The following is a 23884-nucleotide window of genomic DNA, read 5'->3' on the forward strand; positions in this document are numbered from 1 at the left end:
GGGGTTTCGACCGCCTCAGCGACGACGCCGAACACGCGGATCGGTTAGGCTGAAATAACGACACGGGTGATCTTCACCTCGTTAAATCCCTACCACTGGAGCTGACATGCGCGTTTTGATCTATCACCGAGACGGCGAAGCGTGGCGCGACGTGCTGCGCGCGCGACTGCCGGAGGCCAGCGTCGAGATCGCCGGCGAGAGCGGCAACCCACAGGCCGATTTTCTCGTCGCGTGGAAGCCGCCCGCCTCGCTCTTCGAAGAGCAGACGCGGCTCAAGGGCATCGTCAACCTCGGTGCCGGCGTCGATGCGCTGCTCCAGAACCCCGCGCTGCCCCGCGAGACACCCATCGTCAAGCTGCGCGATGCTGGCATGGGCGAACTGATCGCGGACTATGTGCGCTACGGCGTCTTTCACTTCCAGCGCGACTTCGACCGCTACCGCCGTCAGCAGGCAGCCTGCGAGTGGCGTGAGTTCGACGTCGTCGACAAGGACGACTGGGGCGTTGGCGTGCTCGGGCTCGGCGCCATCGGCACCCGCGTCGCCGAGGCGCTGGCGGCGGATGGCTTCCCGGTCCACGGCTGGAGCCGCTCACCCAAGCAGCTCGAGACCATCACCTGCCATGACGGCGACGACGGGCTCGACGCCCTGCTCGGCCAGGTTCGAACGCTGGTCACGCTGTTGCCGGACACCCCGGCGACGCGGCAGATCGTCAATCGCGACACGCTTGCCAAGCTTGCGCCCGGGGCCAGCCTGATCAATCCCGGCCGCGGCACGCTGATCGACGAGGCCGCGCTGCTCGAGGCCTTGGGTGACGGAGAGCGCGAAGGCGAGGACGAAGGCCGTCTGCGCGGCGCTCTGCTGGATGCTTTCCCGACCGAGCCGCTCGCCGCCGACAGCCCGCTCTGGACGCACCCGCGCATTCTCGTCACTCCGCACATGGCGGGCCCGACACCGCTTGGCGCCGCGGCAGATCAGGTCGCCGATGCGCTTGCCGCCATGGCTCGCGGCGAGCCGGTCAAGACCATCGATCCCGACGCGGGATATTGAGGCGGTTGATCGATCCAACGATCGCCCTACCTCGAAAAGCGCGCATTCGATTACAATTCGCCCGCTAACAGTCAAGGGAAACAACGATGCAAGGGAAACAACGATGAAAAGAGAGAAAACGGGTGTCTCGGCACCGGTCCGACTGGTGCTGATACTGATCGGCGCGGTCATCGCGCTGCTCGGCCTGGGCCTCGTCATTGGCGGGGGCATGCTGATCGGTCGTGGCGGTAGCTGGTACTACTTGCTCATGGGCCTCGCCCTGCTGGCCACCGGCGTCGAAATCGTCCGCGGTGGCGTCATGGCGCTGGCTATCTATCTGGTCGCTTTCCTCGCCACGGTCATCTGGGCATTCTGGGAAGCCGGACTCGACTTCTGGGCGCTTCACGCGCGTCTTTTCGCTTTCCTCTGCATTCTGTTCGTCCTGCTGCTGATTCAGCCACTGCTGCTCAAGCGCGCGGGCTATCAGAGTCGCAAGGGCTTGAGCCTGGGCGCCGCGGGTATCGCGCTGCTCGCCATCGTCGGCATGACCTGGGGCATGTTCCAGCCGCATGGCATTCACAACGCGGTCGCCGACACCGGCAAGACACCGGTCACCGACGCGACACGTCAGCAGAACTGGGATCACTACGGCAGCGGCGGCGATCAGAATCGCTTCGCGGCCCTCGACCAGATCAATCGCGACAACGTCGACGAGCTGGAGGTCGCCTGGACCTTCCGCACCGGCGAAACGCCGATCAACACTGACGGCAGCAGTCTGGAAGATCAGAACACACCGCTGCAGGTGGGCAATTCCGTTTATCTCTGCACGGCCTCCAACACCGTGATCTCCGTCGACGCCACCACTGGCGACGAACAGTGGCGCCACGAGTTCCCGACCGACACCAAGACCTGGGTTCGCTGCCGTGGCCTGGCCTATTTCGACGCCGATCAGCCGCTCACGCAGCCGCAGGCGCCGGATTCCACCCCGGTGACGCCAGTCGATACCTCGACCGACACGGCCTGCCCGCGACGCGTCTTCATGAACACCATCGACGCCCAGCTGGTCGCCCTGAATGCCGACACCGGCGAGCTCTGCGCGGATTTCGGTGACGAGGGCACCATCGATCTCAAGCAACATCTGGGCAATGCCGAATCGCCGCTGTATTCGATGACCTCTCCGCCGCTGGTGGCCGGTACCACCGTTGTCGTCGGCGGCCGCGTTGCCGATAACGTCGCCCTCGACATGCCCGGCGGCGTGATGCGCGGCTTTGACGTGATCACCGGCGAGATGAAGTGGGCCTTCGATCCGGGTAACCCGGAGCAGCGCGAGGCGCCGAGCGATAACGAGATCTATGCTCGCTCGACCCCCAACGTTTGGGCACCGATGACCTTTGATGCCTGGTCGAACACAGTGTTCATGCCGGTCGGCAGCGCTGCCATCGACCTGTGGGGCGTGGACCGCTCGCCGGAAGATGAAGCCTATGGCGCGACGATGCTGGCGCTCGATGCGACCACGGGTGACGAGAAGTGGCGCTATCAGACCGTGCACCACGATCTGTGGGATTTCGACGTGCCGATGCAGCCGACGCTGATCGACTTCCCCGAAGAGGATGGCAGCACGACGCCCGCGCTGACCTTCGGTACCAAGGCCGGGCAAATCTTTGTGCTCGACCGTCTCACCGGTGAGCCGCTGACCGAGGTCGTCGAGAAGGACGTCAAGCCGGCCAGCATCCCTAACGAGAACTATGCGCTCAAGCAGCCGCTCTCCGTGGGCATGCCGCAGATCGGTGCGCAGACGCTGACCGAAGCCGACATGTGGGGCGCAACGCCCTTCGACCAGCTGATGTGCCGCTACATCTTCAAGGGCTATCGCTACGAGGGCCTCTACACCGCACCGGATACCGACTACTCGCTCTCCTTCCCCGGCTCGCTGGGCGGCATGAACTGGGGCGGCGTCTCCTATGACCCCACCGCCGACACGCTCTATGTCAATGACATGCGCCTCGGCCTGTACGTCCACATGGAGCCGCAGGACGAGGGCGCCGAGGCGTCGGACGGCGACGAGTCGGTGAACGCCGGCATGGGCGCGGTCCCGCTCAAGGGCACGCCCTACTCGGTCATCAAGGATCGTTTCCTGTCGCCGCTGGGCATTCCCTGCCAGGAGCCGCCGTTTGGCACGTTGACCTCCATCGACATGCAGACGCGCAGCGTTAACTGGGAAGTGCCGTTGGGTACGGTTCAAGACACGGAGCTGTTTGGTACTAAAATGCAGCTGCCGATCCCCATCGGCATGCCGACCATTGGTGGTTCGATGACCACGCAGGGTGGGCTGACCTTCTTCGCCGCCACGCAGGACAACTGGTTGCGTGCGTTCGATTCTGCAACGGGTGAAGAGATCTGGAAGGCGCGTTTACCGGTGGGCAGTCAGGGGACGCCGATCTCCTATATCTCGCCGGAGACCGGCAAGCAGTACGTCATTATCTCGGCGGGCGGTGCGCGACAGTCGCCGGATCGCGGCGACTACGTCATCGCCTACGCACTGCCGGACACGAACTGAACGCGACAGTCGATCCTTAACGACAACAAGGGGCCTTCGGGCCCCTTTTTCGTGTCGGCCAGTGTCATCCCTGGTTCGCCATCGGCGACTGCGCGAGCCCTGAGGCGTAGGGCATGAGGCATGAGGGCACCGATCCAAAGGCTCTCTTCTTTCTGTCGCCCCCTAACTCTCCGTCGCCCCCCGCGCTGACGGAACGTATCGCGCTGACAGGCATCCCAAGAGGCAGCGTTCGTTACGTCTACCTGGAGCCAAGCTGCATGTCCTGTGTCACTTCTCGGTTCGTCTTCCTGCTGATCAGTCTGGCGCTCGCCCTGTGCAGCCCCTTCACCATGGCCGCCCCGCAGCCTTTCACGGCGCACTATTCGCTGGATATCGACGGTTGGCCGACGATAGGGATTACCCATACGCTTTCGCGGCAAGGGGCGATGTGGGAGAGCGCCATGACCGCGAGTCTCAAGGTGGCGAGCGGCGAAGAGCGCAGTCGCTTCACCCTCGAGGGCGACAGCGTCGACGCCCGGGACTACCGCAGCCGCTACGCACTCTTCGGCATCGGCGACGATTATCATCTCGACCGCGAGCAACTCACCGAGCAGCCGGACCGTCAGGCGGCGCTCTTCATGCTGTCGCGCCAAGCCCCAAAGGCCCGCTGCACCCATCCGCAGGTCTCTCCCTGCGAGCTGGTCTATCAGGACCACAAGGGGCGCAGGAAGACGCTCGACTACCGCGTCACCGACCAATCGGAGGTGACCGCACCCGCGGGGCACTTCCCGGGGGTGACGGTGGACACCTGGGACCCGGAGAAACGCGACCGTCATCTGTTTCTCACCTTCCACCGCGAGCACCCCGGTCTGCTGCTGGGTAGCCACTACGTGCGCGACGGGGAACAGACCAGCCAGCTCACGCTGGACGCGGTCAGCCTGAGCGACGAATCAGCGCCTGAGCAACGGCTGAGCGAATCCGCCCCCGCCGATGACTGAGCGCTGCCCTCTTCCCTGGCGCATCTGAATCTTCTAAAGTCTTGATCTTCAACGGACACCGCGTCATGCAGCGTCCGTTTTTTTCGTCGTGTGAACTGCCGAGAGAGGGCGTGATGCTGCTGGGGCTTTTGTGGATACTGCTGCCGCTGGTCGTGGGCTATCTGATTCCGCTACGCGACGAGCGCATCAAGCGCGGTATCGACAGCGGCGTCAACGCGTCGGTCTACGTCATTCTGTTCCTGATGGGACTCGGGCTCGGCGCCATGAACGACCTCCTCGGCCAGCTCTCGCGCATCGGCACGACGGCGCTGACGCTCTTTGCGATCATTTCGCCGCTCAATCTGGCCGTGCTCGCCTGGCTGGGCCGCTTTCGGTTGGCGCGGGTCGAGCGCATCGAGGGGCACGACGCCCCGGCTACCGGCAGCAAGTGGCAGGCGATGAAGGGCTCGCTGATGCTCGCCGGCGTGGTGCTACTCGGGGTGCTGATCGGCGCCGCCATCCAGCTCGCCGGCTGGCACCCGGCCGCTGCGGCGGAAACGCTGGCCACCTGGGCGCTCTACGCTCTGCTCGCGCTGATCGGCTGTCAACTGCGTAACTCCGGACTCGGGCTACGCCAGATCCTGCTCAACCGACTGGGGCTGGCGATCGCGGTCGGGGTTGTCTTGAGTTCGATGGTTGCCGGTCTGATCGCCGCGCCGCTGCTGTCGCTGCCCTGGAATCAGGGCATGGCAATGGCCGCCGGCTTTGGCTGGTACTCGCTGTCAGGCATTCTGATCGGCGATCAGCTTGGACCCGTGCTGGGCGGCGCCGCGTTTTTCAACGACCTGGCGCGGGAGCTGGTGGCGTTTCTGCTGGTACCGCTTTTCATCCGCCGCGCGGTGCCGCTCGCAGTAGGCTACAGCGGCGCGACCTCGATGGATTTCACCCTGCCTGTGATTCAGCAGTATGGTGGCATCGCCTGTGTGCCGGTCGCCATCGTCAGCGGCTTTCTGCTGTCGCTGCTCTCACCGCCACTGACCCTCTTTCTGCTATCGCTCTCCTGACACGGTCTCTGGCGCCCAAACAACAACACCCCGCCAATCGGCGGGGTGTTGCATCAGGCGGGTGGCGGACAACGGTCGGGGCCTGAGGCTTCAGGACACCCCACCGGCCCGGTCCCCGTGGCGTGCCGGTTAGAACCACACCTCCATTTGGGTGCCGAAGGTCCACTCGCTGCCGGTAAAGCCGTCGCTGCCCAGCGCGTCCTCATCCGAGAAGCGATTGAGTTCGTCGTCCCAGTCGCTCCAGGTGGCGAAGAACCGAATCTCCGGGCGCTCCCAGAAACCACCCACCTGCGGTTTGAAGGTAGGTGCCACGGTGAGTCGAGTGTAACCACCTTCCACGTTGTTGAGCCCGGCATAGCCGTTGGGATCGAGATCCATCCACTGATAGCTCGCTTCGTACTGCATCTCGAAGTTGTCGGTCAGCTCGTTGGCCAGCCGCGCGTTCAGCGTGGCCCAGTCGTAGCTGTCACCGTTGGCATAACGGTCGCTGCTGGTCTGCGCCAGCAGGGCCGGCGCGATACGCCAGCTCGGCGCGAGATAGGTCGTGCCATACAGGGCCACGCGAGTCGTGGTGGCGTCCTCGTTCAGATTGCCATCCGAGCCCAATGATTTGACTTCACCCCCCAGCCCCTGGCCGTAGAGCAGCGCTGCCTTGTAGCTCCCTTCTCCCAATCCGAAGAAACTGTCGCCGTGGTAGGCCACCATGGTGTGGAAGCCGCTATCGGCGACGTTATCGCCTGCCAGGTTGTTGGCCGGATCATTGTCCCGCTCGTCGTTGTCGTTGGCCGACATCCCGCTGACCATTACCTGCCAGGGCCCGAAGCGGTTGTTGGAGGTCAGAATCAGGTTATCGGTGCTGCCCTCCAGATCCGGCTGCTCATCGGTGACCACGGGGTAGTCGCTGAAGCTTCGGCCATACAGGGAGAAGCTGGTGTCCCAGCTGTCGGTGACGCTGACGTCATAGATACCGGCACCGGTACCGGCAAGAAAAATGACGTCGCTATCGAGCCAGTGAATATCGAAGTTGTCGCGGTCGAAACGCTTACCGGCCCAGATCGAGGCGTCCCGGAACGGGCCGGTGAAGCTCGACAGATCGCTGAACTCGACGAAGGCCTGACGCAGATTGAGCTGCGACTCCTCGGCGGTCCAGTCGTTACTGGTGGTGGTGCTGTCGGCGATCATGACGCGATAGAGCGCCCGGGTTCCGTTCTCGTAGCGCTGGTTGTAGTCGAAGATCGTTTCGACATAAGTGTCCGGCTCGTTACCCAGCCGGCCCACTGCGCCGCCCGAACGTCCGCCGGGGGTCAGGTAAGGGCCACCCGGTGCGCTTTTGCGATCGGTGCCAAGCAGCAGCCCGGAGCGGGCGTAGACGCTCATCGACAGGCCGTCGGCCTCCCCATCCTCCTCGCGGACCTCGGACGGGATGCCGGGCGCCGTCATCTCATCCCCCGCAACCTGCAGCGAGCTGCCCGGCTGCCCCATCTGCTGATTCTGCAGCGCCGCCTCGGCCTGCGCGGCACGCTGTTCTGCCTGACTGGCCCGACGTTCGGAGGCGGCGATACGGGCCTCCAGCTCGGCCAGCCGGTCCTCAATGGATTGGTCGGCGGCGATAGCCCCCGTCGGCAATACCATTGCCAGCGCAACGGCAACGGCCAGTGGGCGACGCGAGAAACGGGATGGCGAAGGCATGGCGGTGTCCCTTGTTTGTATTGTTCATTCGATCCGGCCGGCTGCTCGAAGTCCCGGCAGTCTTGTTGTACCCGCCGCTCAGGCGGGATCGAAATGGAACTTACATAGCCGTGGTTCAGGTTTCACTCCGACATTGGTCTCTGTGACAAAGGGTTATGAATCCATCGTCCAATGTCGCCATCGTGCCGCGAAAAGTACCTTTCGAGGTGGACTTGAACGATTAAGCCAAGTAGCTGCCATTGGTTCTCCTGGAGGCGTTGTCATGAAACACGGACTGATTCCCGCGGGCTGCCTGCTGATGGCCGTCGGTGGTCTCTCGCCGGCCGCTGCGGCCGACCTCACCATCTCCTGCGGGGCCGTCGGCGCCGAGCTTCAGCTTTGCCAGGACGGGGTCGCTCGCTGGGAAGCCGAGACGGGACACAGCGTCGAGGTAGTCTCCACGCCCAACTCTGCCACCGAACGGCTGTCGCTCTACCAGCAGATCCTCAACTCGCGCTCCGGCGATATCGATGTGTTCCAGATCGACGTCGTCTGGCCGGGCATGCTGGCGCCGCATCTGGTCGACCTGAGGCAACACCTGCCCGACGGCGCCACGGACGGCTTTTTCGACGCCATCGTCGACAACAACACCATCGACGGCCAACTGGTGGCGATGCCCTGGTTTACCGATGCCGGGGTTCTCTACTACCGCAAGGATCTACTGGATAAATACGGCCTCGAGCTGCCCACCACCTGGGCCGGGCTGACCGAGGTCGCACAGACGGTGCAGGCCGGTGAGCGTGAAGCAGGCCACAGCGACTTCTGGGGCTACGTATTTCAGGGGCGCGCCTACGAAGGGCTGACCGTCAACGCGCTGGAGTGGATCGCCAGCTACCCCGAGGGCGGGACCATCGTCGATGACGACGGCGAGATTACCGTCAACAACCCGCAGGCGGTCGAGGCACTGTCGCTGGCCGCCGGCTGGATCGAGGCGATCTCGCCGCGAGGCGTGCTCAACTACACCGAGGAAGAAGCGCGCGGGGTGTTCCAGTCCGGCAACGCGCTGTTCATGCGCAACTGGCCCTATGCCTGGGATCTCGTGCAGTCCGAGCAGAGCAGCATTCGCGATCGGGTCGAGGTCGCGCCGCTCCCCACCGGTGGTGAGGACGGCCAGAGTGCCGGCGTGCTGGGCGGCTGGAATCTGGCGGTATCGCGCTACAGCGAAGACCCCGAGATGGCCGCCGATCTTGTCGCCTTTCTGACCTCCGCCGACGAGCAGAAGCGCCGCGCCATCGAGGGTGCCTACAACCCGACGATGCCGGCGCTCTATCAGGATGACGAGGTCCTGGCCGCCGTCCCGTTCTTCGGCACGCTCTACGAGACCTTCACCTCGGCCGTGCCGCGTCCGTCTGCGGTCACCGGTGACAACTACCCCCGCGTCTCGAACGCCTTCTTCAACACCGTGCATGAGGTGCTTTCCGGCAATGCGGCCGCCGACCAGGGTCTCGAGAGTCTTCAGAGCGAGCTGGAACGTATCAAGCGCCGCCGCTGGTAATCCGCCCGGAGGGGTAGACCATGACCGCACGAGAACAGCAAGGCGCTCCACCCGATAACGGCCGTCATGCGGCGAGCGGCGATGGCTCGGTGCGGCTCGACGCCCCGCCGCGTCGAGAGCGCGGCACCCGAGTGCGACGTCGGCGAGTCCGAGCGGCGTGGCTCTTCCTCACCCCCATGCTGATCGTGCTGGCAGCGGTCGCCGGCTGGCCGCTGATGCGGACCTTCTGGTTCAGCCTCACCGATGCCAGCCTCTCCAGCCTCGAAGGGGCGCAGTTCATCGGACTCGAGAACTATCTGGTTTTCGATGAGGGCTGGTACGGCATCATGGCCGATCCGCTGTGGTGGCAGTCGGTCTGGAACACGCTCTACTTCGCGCTGGTCTCGGTCTCCCTCGAAGCCGTGCTGGGGGTGATCGTCGCGCTGGTGCTCAACGCCCACTTTCGCGGTCGCACGCTGGTGCGCGCGGCGATGCTGATTCCCTGGGCGATTCCCACCGTCGTGTCGGCAAAGATCTGGGCATGGATGCTCAATGATCAGTTCGGCATCATCAATCATCTGCTGATGGGGCTCGGTCTGATCGCGGCCCCGCTCTCATGGACCGCGGACGCCAGCCTCTCCATGTGGGCCGTGATCATGGTCGATGTCTGGAAGGCGACACCGTTCGTGGCGCTTCTGGTACTGGCGGCGTTGCAGATGCTACCGGGCGACTGCTACGAGGCGGCGAAGGTCGACGGCATCTCCCCGGTCAAGGTCTTTTTCCGCGTGACCCTGCCGCTGATCACACCCGCGCTGCTGGTGGCAGTGATCTTCAGGGCACTCGATGCGCTGCGCGTCTTCGACGTCATCTACGTGCTGACCTCCAACGCCTCCTCGACCATGACCATGTCGATCTACGCCCGCCAGCAGCTGGTCGAATTTCAGGACGTCGGCTATGGCAGCGCGGCCTCGACGCTGCTGTTCATGATCATTGCGCTGGTCACGGTGATCTATCTCTATCTGGGACGACGCCAGCTGGGGGGCGAATCATGACGCTACGCAGGCTGCAGGCAATCCTACTGAAGATCGGTTTCTGGCTACTGGTCGGCGTGCTGATGCTGTATGCCATCTTCCCCTTCTACTACGCGGTCGTGACCTCGCTGAAACCGTCCAGCGAGCTGTTCGAGGTGAGCTACTGGGTCGACAGCGTCGATCTCTCCAACTACGCCGCGGTGCTCTCGCAGCCGGCCTTTCTGGCCGCCATCCGCAATTCGGTGGTCGTTGCCATCAGCGTCGTGGCGATTGCGCTGCTGCTGGGCCTGACCGCCGCCTGGGCGCTGGGACGGGTGCGTTTTCGCGGGCGCACCACGGTGATGATACTGGTTCTGGGCGTGTCGATGTTTCCCCAGGTCGCGGTGCTGTCGGGGCTATTCGAGGTGATTCGCACGCTCGATCTCTACAACTCGCCAGGCGGCCTGATCCTGAGCTACACCATTTTCACGCTGCCGTTCACGGTCTGGATTCTGACCACCTTCATGCGCCAGCTCCCCGATGAGCTGGAAGAGGCCGCGATCGTCGACGGTGCCTCGCCCTGGGTGACGCTGACCAAGGTTTTCATGCCACTGCTGTGGCCGGCGATGGCCACGACCGGGTTGCTCGCTTTCATCGCGGCGTGGAACGAATTTCTGTTTGCCCTGACCTTCACCCTCACCGACAGCGAACGCACGGTACCGGTGGCCATCGCCCTGATCTCCGGCGGCAGCCAGTACGAACTGCCCTGGGGCCCCATCATGGCCGCCTCGGTGATCGTGACCGTGCCACTGGTGATACTGGTGGTGATCTTCCAGCGCCGCATCGTCTCCGGCCTCACCGCCGGTGCCGTCAAGGGCTGATATCGACCCCTCGGCCGCGCCAATGCGTGGCCTGTCATGCAGGAGAGAAACATGGCTTCCGTGACGCTTGAGAACGTGAACAAGCGCTTTGGCACGACCCGGGTCATCGAGGATGTCTCGCTGGAGATCGGGGATGGCGAGTTTGTGGTCTTCGTCGGCCCCTCGGGCTGTGGCAAGTCGACGCTGCTGCGCCTGATCGCCGGACTGGAATCGATCACCCACGGGGATCTGATGATCGATGACCAGCGGGTCAACAATCTGACGCCACCGGAGCGTGGCATCGGCATGGTGTTTCAGTCCTACGCGCTCTATCCCCACATGACCGTTCACGACAACATCGCCTTCGGTCTGAAGCTCGCCAAGTCGGACAAGCAGACGATGGAGGAGCGGGTGAGTCAGACCGCCAAGATTCTGCAGCTCGACAACCTGCTCGACCGGCTGCCGAAAGCGCTCTCCGGCGGCCAGCGACAACGCGTGGCGATCGGCCGCGCCATGGCACGCGAGCCCAAGATCCTGCTTTTCGACGAGCCGCTGTCCAATCTGGATGCCTCACTGCGAGTGCAGACGCGCAACGAAATCGCCCACCTCCACGAGCGCCTCGGCTCGACCATGATCTATGTCACGCATGACCAGGTGGAGGCGATGACGCTGGCCGATCGCATCGTGGTGCTCAATGAGGGCCACGTGGAGCAGGTTGGCTCGCCACGGGCGCTTTACGAGCAGCCCGCCTCGCGCTTTGTCGCCGGTTTTATCGGCTCGCCCCGGATGAATTTTCTCAGCGTGACGGGGCGCACGGCGGGGGAGGCAGGCTGCCAAATCAGCATTCCCGGCCTGGGTGATCAGGTGCTGCCACGCAGAATGGAGAACGACGACGAATCCCTGACGCTGGGCGTGCGACCGGAGCACCTGATTCCGGCGGCGGCAACGGGTGAGTCCGGCTTCAAGATCCTCAACGTCGAGTATCTGGGCAGCGAGGCCTACCTTTACCTGCAGGTGCCTGACGGCGAAGCGCTGGTGTGTCGCACCGAAGCGCCCTGCCCCTTTACCCGCGGCGGGCGCGTCACGCTGACCTTTGACGCCCACCGGGCTCACCTTTTCGATCGCGACGGCCACGCGCTGCCAATGATAGCGGCGCCGGACACCCAGCCTGCGCCGGCGCAGGCGACGACCTCCTGATTCTTCACCGCACGACGGATGCCCCCATGACTCAGCAGCACTCCCGGCCACAGTGGTGGCGCGATGCCGTCATCTATCAGATCTATCCGCGCAGCTTCATGGATGCCAATGGTGATGGCATCGGCGACCTGGCCGGTATCACCGCCCGGCTAGACTATCTGGAGGCGCTGGGGGTCGATGCCCTCTGGCTGTCGCCGTTCTACCGCTCGCCGCAGGCAGATGCCGGCTACGATGTGGCGGACTATCGCGACATCGATCCCCTGTTCGGCACGCTCGCGGACTTCGACCGCCTGCTCGCCGGCGCCCACGAGCGCGGCATCCGAATGATCGTCGATCTGGTGCCGAACCACAGCTCCAGCGCGCATGTCTGGTTTCAGGAGGCACTGGCTGCGCCACCGGGCAGCCGAGCGCGGGCGCGTTATTTCTTTCGCGATGGTCAAGGCGAGCAGGGGGAACTGCCGCCCAACAACTGGCAGAGCATCTTCGGCGGACCGGCCTGGACGCGGGTCGATGACGGCCAGTGGTATCTGCACATGTTCGACAGCAGCCAGCCCGACTTCGATTGGCGAAACCCGGAGATCGGCGACGAGTTCGAGCAGGTACTGCGCTTCTGGCTCGAACGCGGCGTCGACGGCTTCCGTGTCGACGTGGCGCACGGCATGATCAAGCAGGCCGGCCTGCCCGACTGGGACGGCGAGCAGGTGATGGTCGAGGGGGGCAACCGCGGTCCCATGTGGGATCAGGACGAGGTGCACGACATCTATCGGCGCTGGCACCGCGTGCTGGCAGAGTACGGCGGCGACCGGATGATGGTCGCCGAAGCCTGGCTGCGACCGGAACGGGTGGTGCGCTACATCCGCCCTGACGAAATGCAGCAGGCGTTCAACTTCGACTATCTGATCGCCCGCTGGGACGCCGCAGCGCTGCGCGAGGTGATCGACCGCTCGCTGGCGGTCACCGCTCAGGTCGGCGCCACCACCACCTGGGTGATGTCCAACCATGACGGGGTGCGCCATGCGTCACGTCTGGGGCTCTCCAACCCGGGCGCCAGACCGCAGAAAATCGGCATCGATGACGAACAGCCCGACGAGGCGCTGGGCCTGCGCCGCGCCCGTGCGATCATCATGCTGACGCTGGCACTTCCCGGTTCCGCCTATCTCTATCAGGGCGAGGAGCTTGGCCTGCCGGATCACACCACCATGCCCGATCATTACCGTCAGGATCCGGGCTTCTTTCGTCCGGGGGGAGAGGATGGCGGGCGCGATGGCTGTCGCGTTCCGCTGCCCTGGCAGGCCGAGGGCCCTGCCTTCGGCTTCAACACTAGCGGCGAGCGCTGGCTACCGCAGCCGGACCACTACGCCCGTTACGCGGTGGACTGCCAGCTCGGTCGACCGGAGACGACGTTGACGCTCTATCAGCGGCTGCTCGAGGTCCGCCGTGACCAGCGTCTGGGCATGGGCGAGTTGGCGTGGGAACCCAACCCGCGTGAGGATGTCTTGATGTTGACCAATGGCGATCTGCGGGTGGTACTCAACCTTGGCGAGCGGCCCATCGCGCTACCTGCGGGGCGACCGCTCGTCCAGAGTCACCCCGAGGCCCTCGCCAACTCGATGCTGGCCGGCAACGCCGCGGTGTGGCTGACGACCCGGTAGCCGCATTGCCCCGGGGCTGACGGGCGACACCCTCGTCGCCACGGCTCCCCTTCATCCTTCACGAGGAGACACTGCGCATGTCGCAGCCCAAGACCCGCCTGCCGAGGCGCCCTCGCCTCGCCTGCCGCCGGTTGTGAATCCCAACAAGCGCATGACGCTGAAAACGGTAGCGCAGCAGCTGGGGGTCTCCGCCACCACCGTTTCGAATGCCTACAACCGTCCCGACCAGCTCTCCGAGACCCGCCGTGAGGAGATCCTTGCCGCGGCCGAGGCCCTCGGTTACACCGGCCCGGACTCCCGGGGGCGGATGCTGCGCACCGGCCGCTCCGGTATCGTCGCCCTGCTGCTGGCGGATAACCTGAGCTATAGCCTCAGGGACAGCGTGGCCAGCGAACTGATCGCCGGCGTCGCCGAGCAGCTGGATCAGCATGACCACTCATTGATGCTGCTCCCCGGTCGACTCGAGGAGGGCGCCGGCAGCGTCGACATGGCCGACGGCGTCATCGTCTACGGGCTGCACGGCGACGCTCGGCGCATTCTGAAACTGCTCGACGATCGCCCCGCCGTCGGCATCGATATCGATCTGCCCGGGGTCCCCTCGGTCCATATCGACAACTACCGGGCCAGTCTCGCACTGACGCGACATGCCCTGCGCCGCCCTTATCGCCGGGTGGCGATCGTCGGCCTGCGGCTGACACGCGCGCAGCAGGGCCTCATCGACAGCGAGGCGCTACTCGCCAGCGAGCTCACCGTGACTCGCCGGCGTCTCGACGGGGTGCTCCAGGCATTCATCGAAGCCGACATCGATCCGCACTCGATCGCGCTATGGAACATCGATCGCAACACCCACGACGGCTGCGTACCGACAATCGCTGCCCTGCTCGACCAGCCACTTCCGGCCCGGCCCGACCTGCTCATCTGTCTCTCCGACCGCATCGCGCTGACCGCCATCGATCTGGCAGAGCGCCGCGGCCTCAAGGTCCCCCGAGATCTGCGCATCACCGGCTTCGACGGTATCGCCGAAGGGCAGCGTCGCCGCCCACGGCTGACCACCGTCCGACAGGACAGCACTGCCAAGGGTCGTCTCGCCGCCGCCATGCTGCTCGACCTCGGCCCTCGCCGCTCGCGAACGCTCGAGACGGAACTGTTGATCGGGGATAGCGCGCCCTGAGCGATGTTGCGCCGGCACGGCGGCGTCTTTCCCTCTCGACCTTACGACTATCAGCGCACAGCGGCAGACATAAACGACGTGTTAGCCTGAGAAAAGTTACCGGTAACATCCATTGCCGCCGGCCTCTGAATACCCGCGACCTTTCCGCCCGCTTTAGAGACGAGACATGCCACGCCGCTCATCGGGACGCGTCACCCTGCAGGACATCGCCGATCGCGTCGGTGTCACCAAGATCACCGTATCGCGGGCGCTGCGCGAACCGCAGCGGGTCTCCGCGCCGCTGCGCGAGCGAATCGAATCGGCGGCGAAGACACTCGGCTACATTCCCAATCACAGCGCCGGCGCGCTGGCGAGCGGACGCAGCCACAGCGTGGCGCTGCTGATTCCGTCGCTCTCCAACGCCGTGTTCTCGGAGATCCAGCGCGGTATCGAAGACGGCCTGGGGGCGTCGGGGTATCAGGTGCTGATCGGGCACACGGGGTATTCGTTTCTCGAAGAGGAGCGGCTGATCGACACGTACCTGCGTTTTGGCGTGGATGCGCTGATCCTGCCGGGCACCCGGCATACCGAACATGCCAGACACCTGCTGCGCTGCGCCGACATTCCGGTTGTGGAGACGCTGGAGTTGACCGACACGCCCATCGACATCAACGTCGGGCTGGATCAGACCGCTGCCGGCGCCGCGATGACGCAGGCGTTCATCGATCAGGGACGTCGCTGCATCGGCTTCCTGGCGGCAAGAATGGATCACCGCACGCAGCTGCGCATGGCGGGGTGGGAGTCGGCGCTACGCGCGGCGGGACTGTCGACCGAACACTGCCTGACCACCGCGCACCCGTCGACCTACCGCCTCGGCGGCGAGATGCTGGCGTCGATGCTCGACCGCTGGCCGACGCTCGACGGTATCTTCTGCAACAACGACGATCTGGCGGCCGGAGCCCTGTTCGAGTGTCAGCGCCGGCGGCTCGAGGTACCGCAGGCGCTATCGCTGGCGGGGTTCAACGGACTGGATATCGTCGAGGCGACGACGCCACCGCTCGCCACGGTGGTGACACCGCGCCGACGTATCGGCGAGACGATCGCTGACCGGCTGCTGGCGCGACTGGGCGGGGCACCCAGACAGCCGGCGAGCGAAAACCTGGGGTTCGAGATCCAGCTCGGCGGCAGTCTCTAGGCGCCGGGCCAGGGCCGCCTTGCGCGACCGCGCCTAGACGTCGTTCTGGCCCAGACGGCGATAGCGCGCTTCCAACCCCTTGGCCGCCTGATCGACCACCTGTTCGATGGTACCGGCGATATCCACGGTCACAGCCTCGTCGGATTGCGGCGCCTCCAGCGTGGCAAGCTGACTGTCGAGCATCGCCTCGCCTTTGAAGAAGTGATCTTCGCGGGACTGGATCCGCTGCAGCAACAGCTCGCGCGTGCCCTCGAGGAAAACGAAAGCGAGCTGCTCGTCCCCCGTTCTCAATAGGTCGCGGTAGCGGCGCTTCAGCGAGGAGCAGCCCACGACCAGCGTCTCGCCGCGTGCCCGGGCGTCGCCGATCAGCTCGCTCAGACGCTGAAGCCAGCCGGCGCGGTCGTCGTCGTCGAGCGGCTCGCCACGAGCCATCTTCTCGACGCTCGCCGTCGAGTGGTAGTCGTCGCCATCGACGAAGCGTCCGTCGAGCTTCACTGCCAGCTGCCTGCCGATCTCCGTCTTGCCACAGCTGGAAACGCCCATGACAACGATGCGGTGTCCATACTCTGCTTTCATGCGCCTGACTCTTGCCGCGGGGTCGATACCGAGATCCTGGTGAGATCACGGAGACGTTCGAGTGATCAATACTGCCTAACCGCCAACTCACGCCCTGTCTCTACGCCTTTAGGCGCATTGTTGTTATGCGGTTGTTACCGGTAACATCCATTCTCGCCAACTCCACCGCGAAGCACAACGCCACCAAAGGCTAAGGGTCGCGTCGCGCGCCCGTGCTCCCAACCAGGATCTTTCGTCGTCATGGAAAGCCTCATCGCTCCCTTCCAGGTCTTGCTGAGCGACCCGACCTACCGGCTGATCGCGGTCGCCGCGCTCAGTATCGTTCTGCTGCTGGTTCTCGTACTCGTTCTTCGCCTTCACGCCTTCGTCTCGCTACTCGTGGTCAGCCTGATCGCGGGCCTCTCCGCCGGCATGGGCGTCGAGGAGCTGCTCGATACCGTCGAAAAGGGCATGGGCGGCACGCTGGGCTTCGTCGCCACGGTGGTCGGTCTCGGCGCCATGTTCGGCAAGATGCTCGAAGTCTCTGGCGGTGTCGATCGTCTCGCCAACACCCTGCTCAAGCGCTTTGGCGAAGACCGCTCGCAGTGGGCGATGGGCCTGACCGGCTTTCTGGTGGCCATTCCGGTCTTCCTGGACGTCGCCTTCATCATCCTGGTGCCGTTGATCTACGCCCTGACCCGGCGGACCGGCCGCTCGCTGCTCCACTACGGCATTCCGCTGCTGGCGGGGCTGGCGGTGACGCACTCGTTCATTCCGCCGACCCCGGGGCCGATTGCGGTCGCCGAGCTGGTAGGTGCTGACCTCGGCTACGTGATTCTCTTCGGGGCGATGGCCGGTCTGCCGGCAATGATCATCGCCGGGCCGCTGTTCGGCCGCTGGATCGGCAAGCACATCGACGCCAAAATCCCGGAGTACATGGAGCTGCCCAAGGAGACGCAGAACAGCGAGAACCTGCCGAGCTTCACCATGATCGTCTCGATCACGCTGCTGCCGCTGGCGCTGATCGTGCTCAACACCGTCTCCGGTGTCGTGATGCCCGAGGGCAGCACGCTGACCTCGGTGCTCGGGTTCCTCGGTCACCCGTTCGTCGCGCTGATTCTCGCCACGGTGCTGGCGTTCTACTGCCTGGGCATCCGTCGCGGCATGGCGAAAGAGAAAGTCATGGAAGTGGCGACCAAGGCGCTGGAACCCGCGGGTATCATCATTCTGGTCACCGGCGCCGGCGGCGTGTTCAAGCAGGTGCTGATCGACTCCGGTGTCGGCGAAGTGATGGGCAATCTGATGGCCGACAGCTCGCTGCCGCCGATCCTGCTGGCCTTCATCATCTCCACCGCCGTGCGCGTCATTCAGGGTTCGGCCACGGTCGCGATGATCACCGCCGCCGGCCTGATGGCGCCAGTCATCTCGACCCTCAACCTGGAAGGCCCGGTACTGGGACTCATCGTGATCTCCATCGCCTCCGGCGCGACGGTGCTGAGCCACGTCAACGACTCCGGGTTCTGGCTGGTCAACCGCTACTTCGGCCTGACCGAAGCTCAGACGCTGAAGAGCTGGACCGTGATGGAGACGATCATCGGTCTCGTCGGCCTGGCCATGTCGCTGCTGATCGGGCTCTTCGTCTAGGTCATCGATACCGTCCCGGTAACGTCAAAACGCCCGCTGCGNNCGCAGCGGGCGTTTTTGCATGCCCGATTCGCCGCCGTGATGACTAGGCCGTGCCCAGCGCCTCGGCGATGGTCGCCTCTCGACGCTGGGCGAGCTCCTGACCGAGCGCCGGGCCGCGGAAGCCCTCGTCGAGCAGCGACTTGGGCAGCACCTGGGCGGCAAGACGCGAGGCGAGCGCGAGATCGTCGGCGAGCTTGCCGTCGTCGTGAGCGATCAGCGCGATCAGCGGCGCCAGCCGCTCGGGGCGACGCCAGGCATCGATGGCGTCGAGCCACGCCATGATCGCCGCGGCGTCGCGCGTGTCGCCGAGCTCGAGCCGCAGCGTTCGCGAATGGCCGGCCAGGCGCATGGCCTCGCGATAGTCATTGGGCACCTTGAGACGGGCGTTGAGCGATTCCTGCGCCTCGGCGGCGAGATGCTCACCGAGTCGCGCCCAGCGCCACAGCCCGATGGGCTGCGGCTCGAGCACCTCCGCCATGCGTGCGCAGGCCGCTGCAAGGTCGGCCGTTGCCAGCTCCGGCATCAGCACCGGCAGTGCAGCGCAGGCGTCGAGTGTCGCGAAGTACGCCGCGGGGTCGAACTCACCCAGGGCTTTCTGGGTCTCGACCCACACCCTTTCGGCGACCAGATGACCGATTTCGCCGGTCGTCGACAGCTCGCGCATGAGCGCGAAGGTGTCGGGGGCGATCTCGAACCCGAGTCCGCGGTAGCGGGCGAGAAAGCGCGCCGCCCGCAGTACGCGCAGGGGATCTTCAACGAAGGCGGGCGAGACATGGCGCAGCCGCCTCGCATCGAGATCGGCACGGCCGCCATAGGGGTCGACGAGTTCGCCGTCGGCGGACTCGGCCATGGCATTGAGCGTGAAATCGCGGCGCGCCAGATCCGCCTCCAGCGTCACGTCGGGGCTGGCGTGAATCTCGAAGCCGGTGTAGCCGTGGCCCTGCTTGCGCTCGGTGCGCGCCAGCGCGTACTCCTCGTGCGTCTCGGGATGCAGAAAGACGGGGAAGTCCCGCCCCACCGGGCGGAAACCTCGCGCGCGCATCGCGTCGGCGGTCGCACCGACCACGACCCAATCGCGATCGCCCACCGGCCAGCCGAGCAGCGCATCGCGCACCGCGCCGCCGACCAGATAGACCGTCAGCCCCTCGAGATGGGGATCCGGCGTATTCATGACGTCACTGCGCGACATGGTCGGGATGGCGGTGCGACCAGTCGACGAAGCCGCCCTCCAGGCTGTAGACCGTCTCGAAGCCCTGCCCGGCGAGCCAGGCCGCGGCCTGCTGGCTCGAGTGACCGTGATAGCAGACCACCACCAGCGGCGTGTCGACGGGCGTCTGCTCGACCAGTTCGGCAACGGTCGAGTTGTCCAGATGGCGGCTACCTGGGATGTGGCCCTGGGAAAAGCTGAGCGGGTCGCGGATGTCGACCAGCGTCAGCGTGCGACCTTCGCTCAGCCACTGCGACAGGGTCGTCGGGTCGAGATGTTCGAACGGAGTGGACATGGTTGACGTTCCTCGGGCGGAGACAGACCGCCTGTGGGTAGGTAGCGCTTTGGAGCGAACCGAACCGCTTGTGGATAAAACAGTGATGAACCGCGCCGCCGGCAGGCGATGTCAGGCGGTCACGCCGTGAGCCGGCTCGACGATGGACTCGCCGCTATCGATATCCAGCGCGGTAAGGGAGCCGCCCCAGACGCAGCCGGTATCGAGCGCACGCGCCTCGACCCGCGCCCCGGGGGTCCGTCCCTCCAGCGCTGCCCAGTGGCCGAACAGCAGCGTTGGCGAATCGGCCCGCGGATAGGTGAACCAGGGCGCGAAGCCGGCCGGGGCGCTATCGAGCCCCTCTTTGGCGTCGAAATCGAGCGTGCCTTGAGCATCGATGAAGCGCATACGGGTAAAGACATTGACGATGGCACGGATGCGATCCTCGCCCGTCAATGACTCGTCCCACAGCGCCGGTCGGTTGCCGTACATCACGGCGAGAAAGGCGTCGACGTCGGGCCCACTCAGCACGCGCTCGGCCTCGGCGGCGAGTTCGCTCGCTCGCGCCAGCGACCACTGCGGCAGAATGCCGGCGTGGCTCATCACGCAACCTCGCGCGTCATCGGTGACCAGCAGCGGCTGACACCGCAGCCATTCGAGCATCGTTTCGCGATCCGGGGCATCGAGAATCGGCACCAGCGTGTCCTTCCGCTTGAGCTTGCCGTGACCGCGGGCGACCGCCAGCAGGTGCAGATCGTGATTGCCGAGCACGACGCTGGCCGCGCCATCGAGCTCGACACAGCGGCGCAGGCAGGCGAGCGAGCCCGGGCCCCGGTTGACCAGATCTCCGGCCAGCCAGAGCCGGTCACGCGAGGGCGAGAAGTCGAGCCGCGCCAGCAGCGCCTCGAACTCCGCGTAGCAGCCCTGCAGATCGCCTATCGCATACGTGGCCATGCCCTACCCCTGCCTGAAGATGATGAAGATGAACGCCCCGGTCGCCTGGTGCCCTGCCCGGTGACACCGGACGCGTCAGTGAACCTGATGCGGGCCGGCCAACCGGAACGGCGCGATGGCGACCTCAAAGGTCTCCTGCGTCGCCGGGTCGATGCAAGTGTAGCTGCCCTGCATCACACCGACCGGGCACTCCAGCACCGCGCGGCTGGTATAGCGAAAGCTGTGTCCGGCGGCGATGACCGGCTGCTTGCCGACCACGCCGTTGCCGCGAACCTCCTGCACCTTGCCGTGGCCCTGGGTGATCTTCCAGTAGCGCGACAGTAGCTGCAGACTCTGGGCGGCCGCGTTGTAGACCGTCACGGTATAGCTGAAGACGTAGCGATCTTCCTGCGGCGAGGACTCATCCTCCCGGTATTCGGGCTCGACGGTGACGGTGACGTCGTGGACGAGATCGCTCATGCCGATTCACCGACTCGGTTGCTGATCGCCACCAGCTCGTCGACCCGCAGCGTCTGGGGACGGCGACCCGGATCGATGCCGATCTCGGTCAGTGTCTCGGCGCTGATAAGCCCCTTGAGATTGTTGCGAAGCGTCTTGCGCCGCTGACCGAAAGCCTGGCGTACCACGTCGGCGAAGCGCGTCTCGTCGTCGGCGACCGCTGGCAGCTCGGCATGTGGGGTCAGCCGCACGATCGCCGAGTCGACCTTGGGCTGCGGCAAGAACGACTCCGGCGGCACCACGAACAGCGACTCCACCTGGCAGTAGTACTGGGTCATGACCGACAGCCGGCCCCAGTCCGTGTCGCCGGGTTCGGCGGCGAGGCGATCGACCACCTCTTTCTGAAGCATGAAATGCATGTCCTCGATCGCCCCGCGAGCGCCGAGCAGATGGAAGATGATCGGCGTGGAGATGTTGTAGGGCAGATTGCCGACGACCCGCAGCGCCCGGCCGTCCTGATCACTCAGCGCCTGGAAATCGAACTTGAGCGCATCCCCCTCGTGGATCACGAAATCGGGGTAGTCGTAGAACTGCACCCGTAGCCCGGGAATCAGGTCGCGGTCGAGCTCGATCACCTCGAGCGCCTGCGACGCCTGGATCAGCGGGGCGGTTAGCGCGCCCTGCCCGGGCCCGATCTCGACCAGGCGATCACCCTCGCGGGGCGCGATGGCGCGCACGATACGCGAGATGACGCCGGTATCGCGGAGAAAGTTCTGACCGAACCGTTTACGGGCCCGGGGAAGCGGGGAGCGAGTAGCCATGAAACCTCGAATTCTGTCAGTGAGCGCGCCGCGCCATGTCGGCGGCGACGTTGAGCGCGACGCGCAGGCTGCCGGTGTCGGCGCGGCCGGTGCCGGCGAGATCCAGCGCGGTACCGTGGTCGACGGAGGTGCGAACGAGTCCGAGACCGAGGGTGATATTGGCCGCCTGGCCGAAACCGGCGTACTTGAGCACCGGCAAGCCCTGGTCGTGATACATCGCGAGCACCGCGTCGGCGCGATCGAGATGGCGCGGGGTGAACAGCGTATCCGCGGGCAGCGGGCCGACGACATCCAGCCCGGCCGAGCGCAGCCGCGCCAGCGCGGGCTCGATGACGTCGATCTCTTCACGCCCGAGATGCCCCGCTTCGCCGGCGTGCGGATTGAGCCCGCAGACGAGCATTCGCGGATTCCCGATACCGAAGCATTCGCGCAGCTCGCGATCGAGGATCGTCGACACGCGGATCAGCGAGTCGACGGTGATCGCCCCGGCCACCTGAGAGAGCGGCAGATGGGTGGTCGCCAGCGCCACCCGCAGCGGACGCGCGGTGCGGTCGGTGGCGAGCATCATCACCACCTCCTCGACGGCGCAGGCGTCGCGGAGATATTCGGTATGCCCGGTGAAGCCGGGAAAACCGCCATCGATGATCGCTCCCTTGTGCAGCGGCGCCGTGACCATCGCACTCGCCCGCTGCGCGCGACACGCCTCGACCGCGAGATCGAGTGTATCGATCACGTAGTCGGCGTTGGCAGGATCGAGCCGTCCCGCCCTCGCCGGGCGCTTCAGCGCCACCGGCCACACCGGCAGGTGGCCGTCGCGCCGGGGCGGCAGAGCGCGCTCGGGATCGACGATGTCGATCTTGACCGGCCAGCCGAGCGCCTTGGCGCGGTCGACAAGCATCTCGGGGTCGCCGATGGCCACGACCTCGGCGTCCAGCCCCTGCCAGTCTCGCGCAGCGTCGAGCGCAAGCTCCGGGCCGATGCCCGCCGGCTCACCCGTGGTGAGGGCGAGAATCGGGCGCGGCGACATCAACTGTCGCCGAGACGATTGTCGATGTAGGCGCTGGCGCGAATTTCCTGGATCCAGGCTTCCAGCTCGTCATTGACCTTACGCTGGAAAATCGCCTGACTCGCCTGTTCGCGGCTCATCTGACCGCCGCCTTCACCCCGGGTATCCAGCAGCTTGAGCAGGTGAAAGCCGCTCGGGCTGCGGATCGGCTCGCTGACCTCACCGGGCGCCAGCTCGGGAATGACGTCGGTGAAGATCGACGGAATCTGAGCCGCCGGGCGCCACCCCAGATCGCCGCCCTCAAGCGCCTGTGCGTCGTCGGATTCGGCCGCGGCGAGCTGCTGGAAGTCGGCGCCGTTCTGGAGCTGACGATAGATATCCTGCGCTTCGGCCTGGGCCTGGCTCACCTGATCCGGCGTCGGCGACTGCGGCACCGCGATGAGGATCTGGGCGAGATGATAGGAGACATTACGGCTCTGACCGGCCTGCTCGAGGAAGCGGTCGACTTCCCGGTCGGAGACGTTGACGCGGCTGGCGACGCGGCTCTGCTGAACCTGACGGATCAGCAGCTCACGGCGGATCTGTTCGCGCACCTGAGCGATCGATCGTCCCTGCTGCTCCAGCGTATTGGCGAACTCGTCGAGACTCATGCCGTTGTTCTCGGCGACGCCGCGCAGTGTGGCGTTGAGCTGAGTCTCGTCGATGGTGAGATTGGCGTCTTCGGCCATCTGCAGCTCGATCTGCTCGACGATCAGGCGATCGAGCACCTGACGCTCCAGCGCCTGGGCGGGCGGAACCTGGATATCGTTGCTCTGGAGCTGACCACGGGCCTGATCGACCCGGTCCTCGAGCTGACTCTGCATGATGGCGTCATCATTGACGACGGCGACGATACGGTCCAGCGGCACCGGCTGGGCCATGGCGGCCAACGGCGACAGCAACATGGCCAGCGTCAGGGGAATACTCGCGCGTAGACGCATGCCTACCTCTCCTGCTTGTTGAAGGGCGTGCCGGCATCGGCACGCGGGAGTCGAAACGGATTGTCGCGGTAGACCGCCCGGCCTATGCCAGAC

General features: G+C 65.4%; 21 protein-coding genes. 12 read left to right on the plus strand and 9 right to left on the minus strand.

The window, feature by feature from the left end:
• Positions 1–106: 106 nt before the first annotated feature.
• From DOM41_RS03520 to DOM41_RS03535, 4 genes are all read left to right on the plus strand, one after another.
• Positions 107–1048: a 2-hydroxyacid dehydrogenase gene (locus DOM41_RS03520; RefSeq protein ID WP_110685470.1), complete on the plus strand. Its 942-nt coding sequence runs from the start codon at positions 107–109 to the stop codon at positions 1046–1048.
• Positions 1049–1151: 103 nt separating this feature from the next.
• Complete coding sequence (locus DOM41_RS03525) at positions 1152–3584, plus strand: membrane-bound PQQ-dependent dehydrogenase, glucose/quinate/shikimate family (protein ID WP_110685471.1); 2433 nt, start codon at positions 1152–1154, stop codon at positions 3582–3584.
• 257 nt (positions 3585–3841) lie between these two features.
• Positions 3842–4561 carry a hypothetical protein gene (locus DOM41_RS03530; protein ID WP_110685472.1) on the plus strand — a complete coding sequence of 240 codons (720 nt, stop codon included), beginning with the start codon at positions 3842–3844 and terminating at the stop codon, positions 4559–4561.
• Between the two features lie 113 nt (positions 4562–4674).
• Positions 4675–5604, plus strand: a complete 930-nt coding sequence (locus tag DOM41_RS03535; protein ID WP_110685547.1) for a LysO family transporter — start codon at positions 4675–4677, stop codon at positions 5602–5604.
• 129 nt (positions 5605–5733) lie between these two features.
• On the opposite strand, the gene DOM41_RS03540 is transcribed toward DOM41_RS03535, so the two are convergent.
• A complete protein-coding gene (locus DOM41_RS03540; protein ID WP_110685473.1) occupies positions 5734–7293 on the minus strand; it encodes a carbohydrate porin in 1560 nt (519 codons plus the stop codon).
• 262 nt (positions 7294–7555) lie between these two features.
• On the opposite strand from DOM41_RS03540, the gene DOM41_RS03545 reads away from it, so the two are divergent.
• From DOM41_RS03545 to DOM41_RS03575, 7 genes are all read left to right on the plus strand, one after another.
• On the plus strand, positions 7556–8827 hold the full coding sequence (locus DOM41_RS03545) for an ABC transporter substrate-binding protein (RefSeq protein WP_110685474.1): 1272 nt from the start codon (positions 7556–7558) through the stop codon (positions 8825–8827).
• Positions 8828–8847: 20 nt separating this feature from the next.
• The gene (locus DOM41_RS03550) at positions 8848–9858 is read left to right on the plus strand and encodes a carbohydrate ABC transporter permease (protein ID WP_342588141.1); all 1011 of its coding nucleotides are present in this window, start codon (positions 8848–8850) and stop codon (positions 9856–9858) included.
• Entirely contained in the window at positions 9855–10697 is an 843-nt protein-coding gene (locus tag DOM41_RS03555; protein ID WP_110685475.1) for a carbohydrate ABC transporter permease, read from the plus strand. Before DOM41_RS03550 ends, DOM41_RS03555 begins: the two co-directional genes overlap by 4 nt.
• A 51-nt stretch (positions 10698–10748) precedes the next feature.
• Positions 10749–11873: an ABC transporter ATP-binding protein gene (locus tag DOM41_RS03560; RefSeq protein ID WP_110685476.1), complete on the plus strand. Its 1125-nt coding sequence runs from the start codon at positions 10749–10751 to the stop codon at positions 11871–11873.
• Between the two features lie 26 nt (positions 11874–11899).
• Complete coding sequence (locus DOM41_RS03565; protein WP_110685477.1) at positions 11900–13525, plus strand: glycoside hydrolase family 13 protein; 1626 nt, start codon at positions 11900–11902, stop codon at positions 13523–13525.
• A 151-nt stretch (positions 13526–13676) separates the two neighbouring features.
• Positions 13677–14696 (plus strand): LacI family DNA-binding transcriptional regulator, encoded by a 1020-nt coding sequence (locus DOM41_RS03570; protein ID WP_110685549.1) that lies wholly within the window; start codon positions 13677–13679, stop codon positions 14694–14696.
• A gap of 166 nt (positions 14697–14862) precedes the next feature.
• Positions 14863–15870, plus strand: coding sequence for a LacI family DNA-binding transcriptional regulator (locus DOM41_RS03575; protein ID WP_110685478.1), 1008 nt, complete (start codon positions 14863–14865; stop codon positions 15868–15870).
• Between the two features lie 33 nt (positions 15871–15903).
• Here the strand turns inward: DOM41_RS03575 and DOM41_RS03580 are convergent, their stop codons facing one another.
• Complete coding sequence (locus DOM41_RS03580; protein ID WP_245391726.1) at positions 15904–16446, minus strand: gluconokinase; 543 nt, start codon at positions 16444–16446, stop codon at positions 15904–15906.
• Between the two features lie 240 nt (positions 16447–16686).
• Here DOM41_RS03580 and DOM41_RS03585 point away from each other — a divergent pair, with 240 nt between their 5' ends.
• Positions 16687–18069, plus strand: a complete 1383-nt coding sequence (locus DOM41_RS03585; protein ID WP_110685479.1) for a GntT/GntP/DsdX family permease — start codon at positions 16687–16689, stop codon at positions 18067–18069.
• Between the two features lie 85 nt (positions 18070–18154).
• On the opposite strand, the gene DOM41_RS03590 is transcribed toward DOM41_RS03585, so the two are convergent.
• The 7 genes from DOM41_RS03590 to DOM41_RS03620 form a co-directional block, all read right to left on the minus strand.
• Positions 18155–19282 (minus strand): tRNA nucleotidyltransferase/poly(A) polymerase-related protein, encoded by a 1128-nt coding sequence (locus tag DOM41_RS03590; protein WP_110685551.1) that lies wholly within the window; start codon positions 19280–19282, stop codon positions 18155–18157.
• 4 nt (positions 19283–19286) lie between these two features.
• A complete protein-coding gene (glpE, locus tag DOM41_RS03595; protein WP_110685480.1) occupies positions 19287–19613 on the minus strand; it encodes a thiosulfate sulfurtransferase GlpE in 327 nt (108 codons plus the stop codon).
• Positions 19614–19724: 111 nt separating this feature from the next.
• Complete coding sequence (locus tag DOM41_RS03600; RefSeq protein ID WP_110685481.1) at positions 19725–20546, minus strand: symmetrical bis(5'-nucleosyl)-tetraphosphatase; 822 nt, start codon at positions 20544–20546, stop codon at positions 19725–19727.
• A 75-nt stretch (positions 20547–20621) separates the two neighbouring features.
• On the minus strand, positions 20622–21005 hold the full coding sequence (gene apaG, locus DOM41_RS03605) for a Co2+/Mg2+ efflux protein ApaG (protein WP_110685482.1): 384 nt from the start codon (positions 21003–21005) through the stop codon (positions 20622–20624).
• The gene (gene rsmA / locus DOM41_RS03610) at positions 21002–21805 is read right to left on the minus strand and encodes a 16S rRNA (adenine(1518)-N(6)/adenine(1519)-N(6))-dimethyltransferase RsmA (RefSeq protein WP_110685483.1); all 804 of its coding nucleotides are present in this window, start codon (positions 21803–21805) and stop codon (positions 21002–21004) included. Before rsmA ends, apaG begins: the two co-directional genes overlap by 4 nt.
• A 16-nt stretch (positions 21806–21821) precedes the next feature.
• A complete protein-coding gene (pdxA, locus tag DOM41_RS03615; protein WP_110685484.1) occupies positions 21822–22832 on the minus strand; it encodes a 4-hydroxythreonine-4-phosphate dehydrogenase PdxA in 1011 nt (336 codons plus the stop codon).
• Positions 22832–23791 carry a peptidylprolyl isomerase gene (locus DOM41_RS03620; protein WP_110685485.1) on the minus strand — a complete coding sequence of 320 codons (960 nt, stop codon included), beginning with the start codon at positions 23789–23791 and terminating at the stop codon, positions 22832–22834. The genes pdxA and DOM41_RS03620 overlap by 1 nt, the downstream gene beginning before the upstream one ends.
• Positions 23792–23884: the final 93 nt, after the last annotated feature.

It is taken from the genome of Salinicola aestuarinus, from assembly GCF_003206645.1.
GTDB lineage: Bacteria > Pseudomonadota > Gammaproteobacteria > Pseudomonadales > Halomonadaceae > Salinicola > Salinicola aestuarinus.

Bases quoted from the DNA above. Each gene is read 5' to 3' on its own strand.
- DOM41_RS03520 (WP_110685470.1), top strand. From the start codon at position 107: ATGCGCGTTTTGATCTATCACCGAGACGGCGAAGCGTGGCGCGACGTG.
- DOM41_RS03525 (WP_110685471.1), top strand. From the start codon at position 1,152: ATGAAAAGAGAGAAAACGGGTGTCTCGGCACCGGTCCGACTGGTGCTG.
- DOM41_RS03530 (WP_110685472.1), top strand. From the start codon at position 3,842: ATGTCCTGTGTCACTTCTCGGTTCGTCTTCCTGCTGATCAGTCTGGCG.
- DOM41_RS03535 (WP_110685547.1), top strand. From the start codon at position 4,675: ATGCTGCTGGGGCTTTTGTGGATACTGCTGCCGCTGGTCGTGGGCTAT.
- DOM41_RS03540 (WP_110685473.1), bottom strand. From the start codon at position 7,293: ATGCCTTCGCCATCCCGTTTCTCGCGTCGCCCACTGGCCGTTGCCGTT.
- DOM41_RS03545 (WP_110685474.1), top strand. From the start codon at position 7,556: ATGAAACACGGACTGATTCCCGCGGGCTGCCTGCTGATGGCCGTCGGT.
- DOM41_RS03550 (WP_342588141.1), top strand. From the start codon at position 8,848: ATGACCGCACGAGAACAGCAAGGCGCTCCACCCGATAACGGCCGTCAT.
- DOM41_RS03555 (WP_110685475.1), top strand. From the start codon at position 9,855: ATGACGCTACGCAGGCTGCAGGCAATCCTACTGAAGATCGGTTTCTGG.
- DOM41_RS03560 (WP_110685476.1), top strand. From the start codon at position 10,749: ATGGCTTCCGTGACGCTTGAGAACGTGAACAAGCGCTTTGGCACGACC.
- DOM41_RS03565 (WP_110685477.1), top strand. From the start codon at position 11,900: ATGACTCAGCAGCACTCCCGGCCACAGTGGTGGCGCGATGCCGTCATC.
- DOM41_RS03570 (WP_110685549.1), top strand. From the start codon at position 13,677: ATGACGCTGAAAACGGTAGCGCAGCAGCTGGGGGTCTCCGCCACCACC.
- DOM41_RS03575 (WP_110685478.1), top strand. From the start codon at position 14,863: ATGCCACGCCGCTCATCGGGACGCGTCACCCTGCAGGACATCGCCGAT.
- DOM41_RS03580 (WP_245391726.1), bottom strand. From the start codon at position 16,446: ATGAAAGCAGAGTATGGACACCGCATCGTTGTCATGGGCGTTTCCAGC.
- DOM41_RS03585 (WP_110685479.1), top strand. From the start codon at position 16,687: ATGGAAAGCCTCATCGCTCCCTTCCAGGTCTTGCTGAGCGACCCGACC.
- DOM41_RS03590 (WP_110685551.1), bottom strand. From the start codon at position 19,282: ATGAATACGCCGGATCCCCATCTCGAGGGGCTGACGGTCTATCTGGTC.
- glpE (WP_110685480.1), bottom strand. From the start codon at position 19,613: ATGTCCACTCCGTTCGAACATCTCGACCCGACGACCCTGTCGCAGTGG.
- DOM41_RS03600 (WP_110685481.1), bottom strand. From the start codon at position 20,546: ATGGCCACGTATGCGATAGGCGATCTGCAGGGCTGCTACGCGGAGTTC.
- apaG (WP_110685482.1), bottom strand. From the start codon at position 21,005: ATGAGCGATCTCGTCCACGACGTCACCGTCACCGTCGAGCCCGAATAC.
- rsmA (WP_110685483.1), bottom strand. From the start codon at position 21,805: ATGGCTACTCGCTCCCCGCTTCCCCGGGCCCGTAAACGGTTCGGTCAG.
- pdxA (WP_110685484.1), bottom strand. From the start codon at position 22,832: ATGTCGCCGCGCCCGATTCTCGCCCTCACCACGGGTGAGCCGGCGGGC.
- DOM41_RS03620 (WP_110685485.1), bottom strand. From the start codon at position 23,791: ATGCGTCTACGCGCGAGTATTCCCCTGACGCTGGCCATGTTGCTGTCG.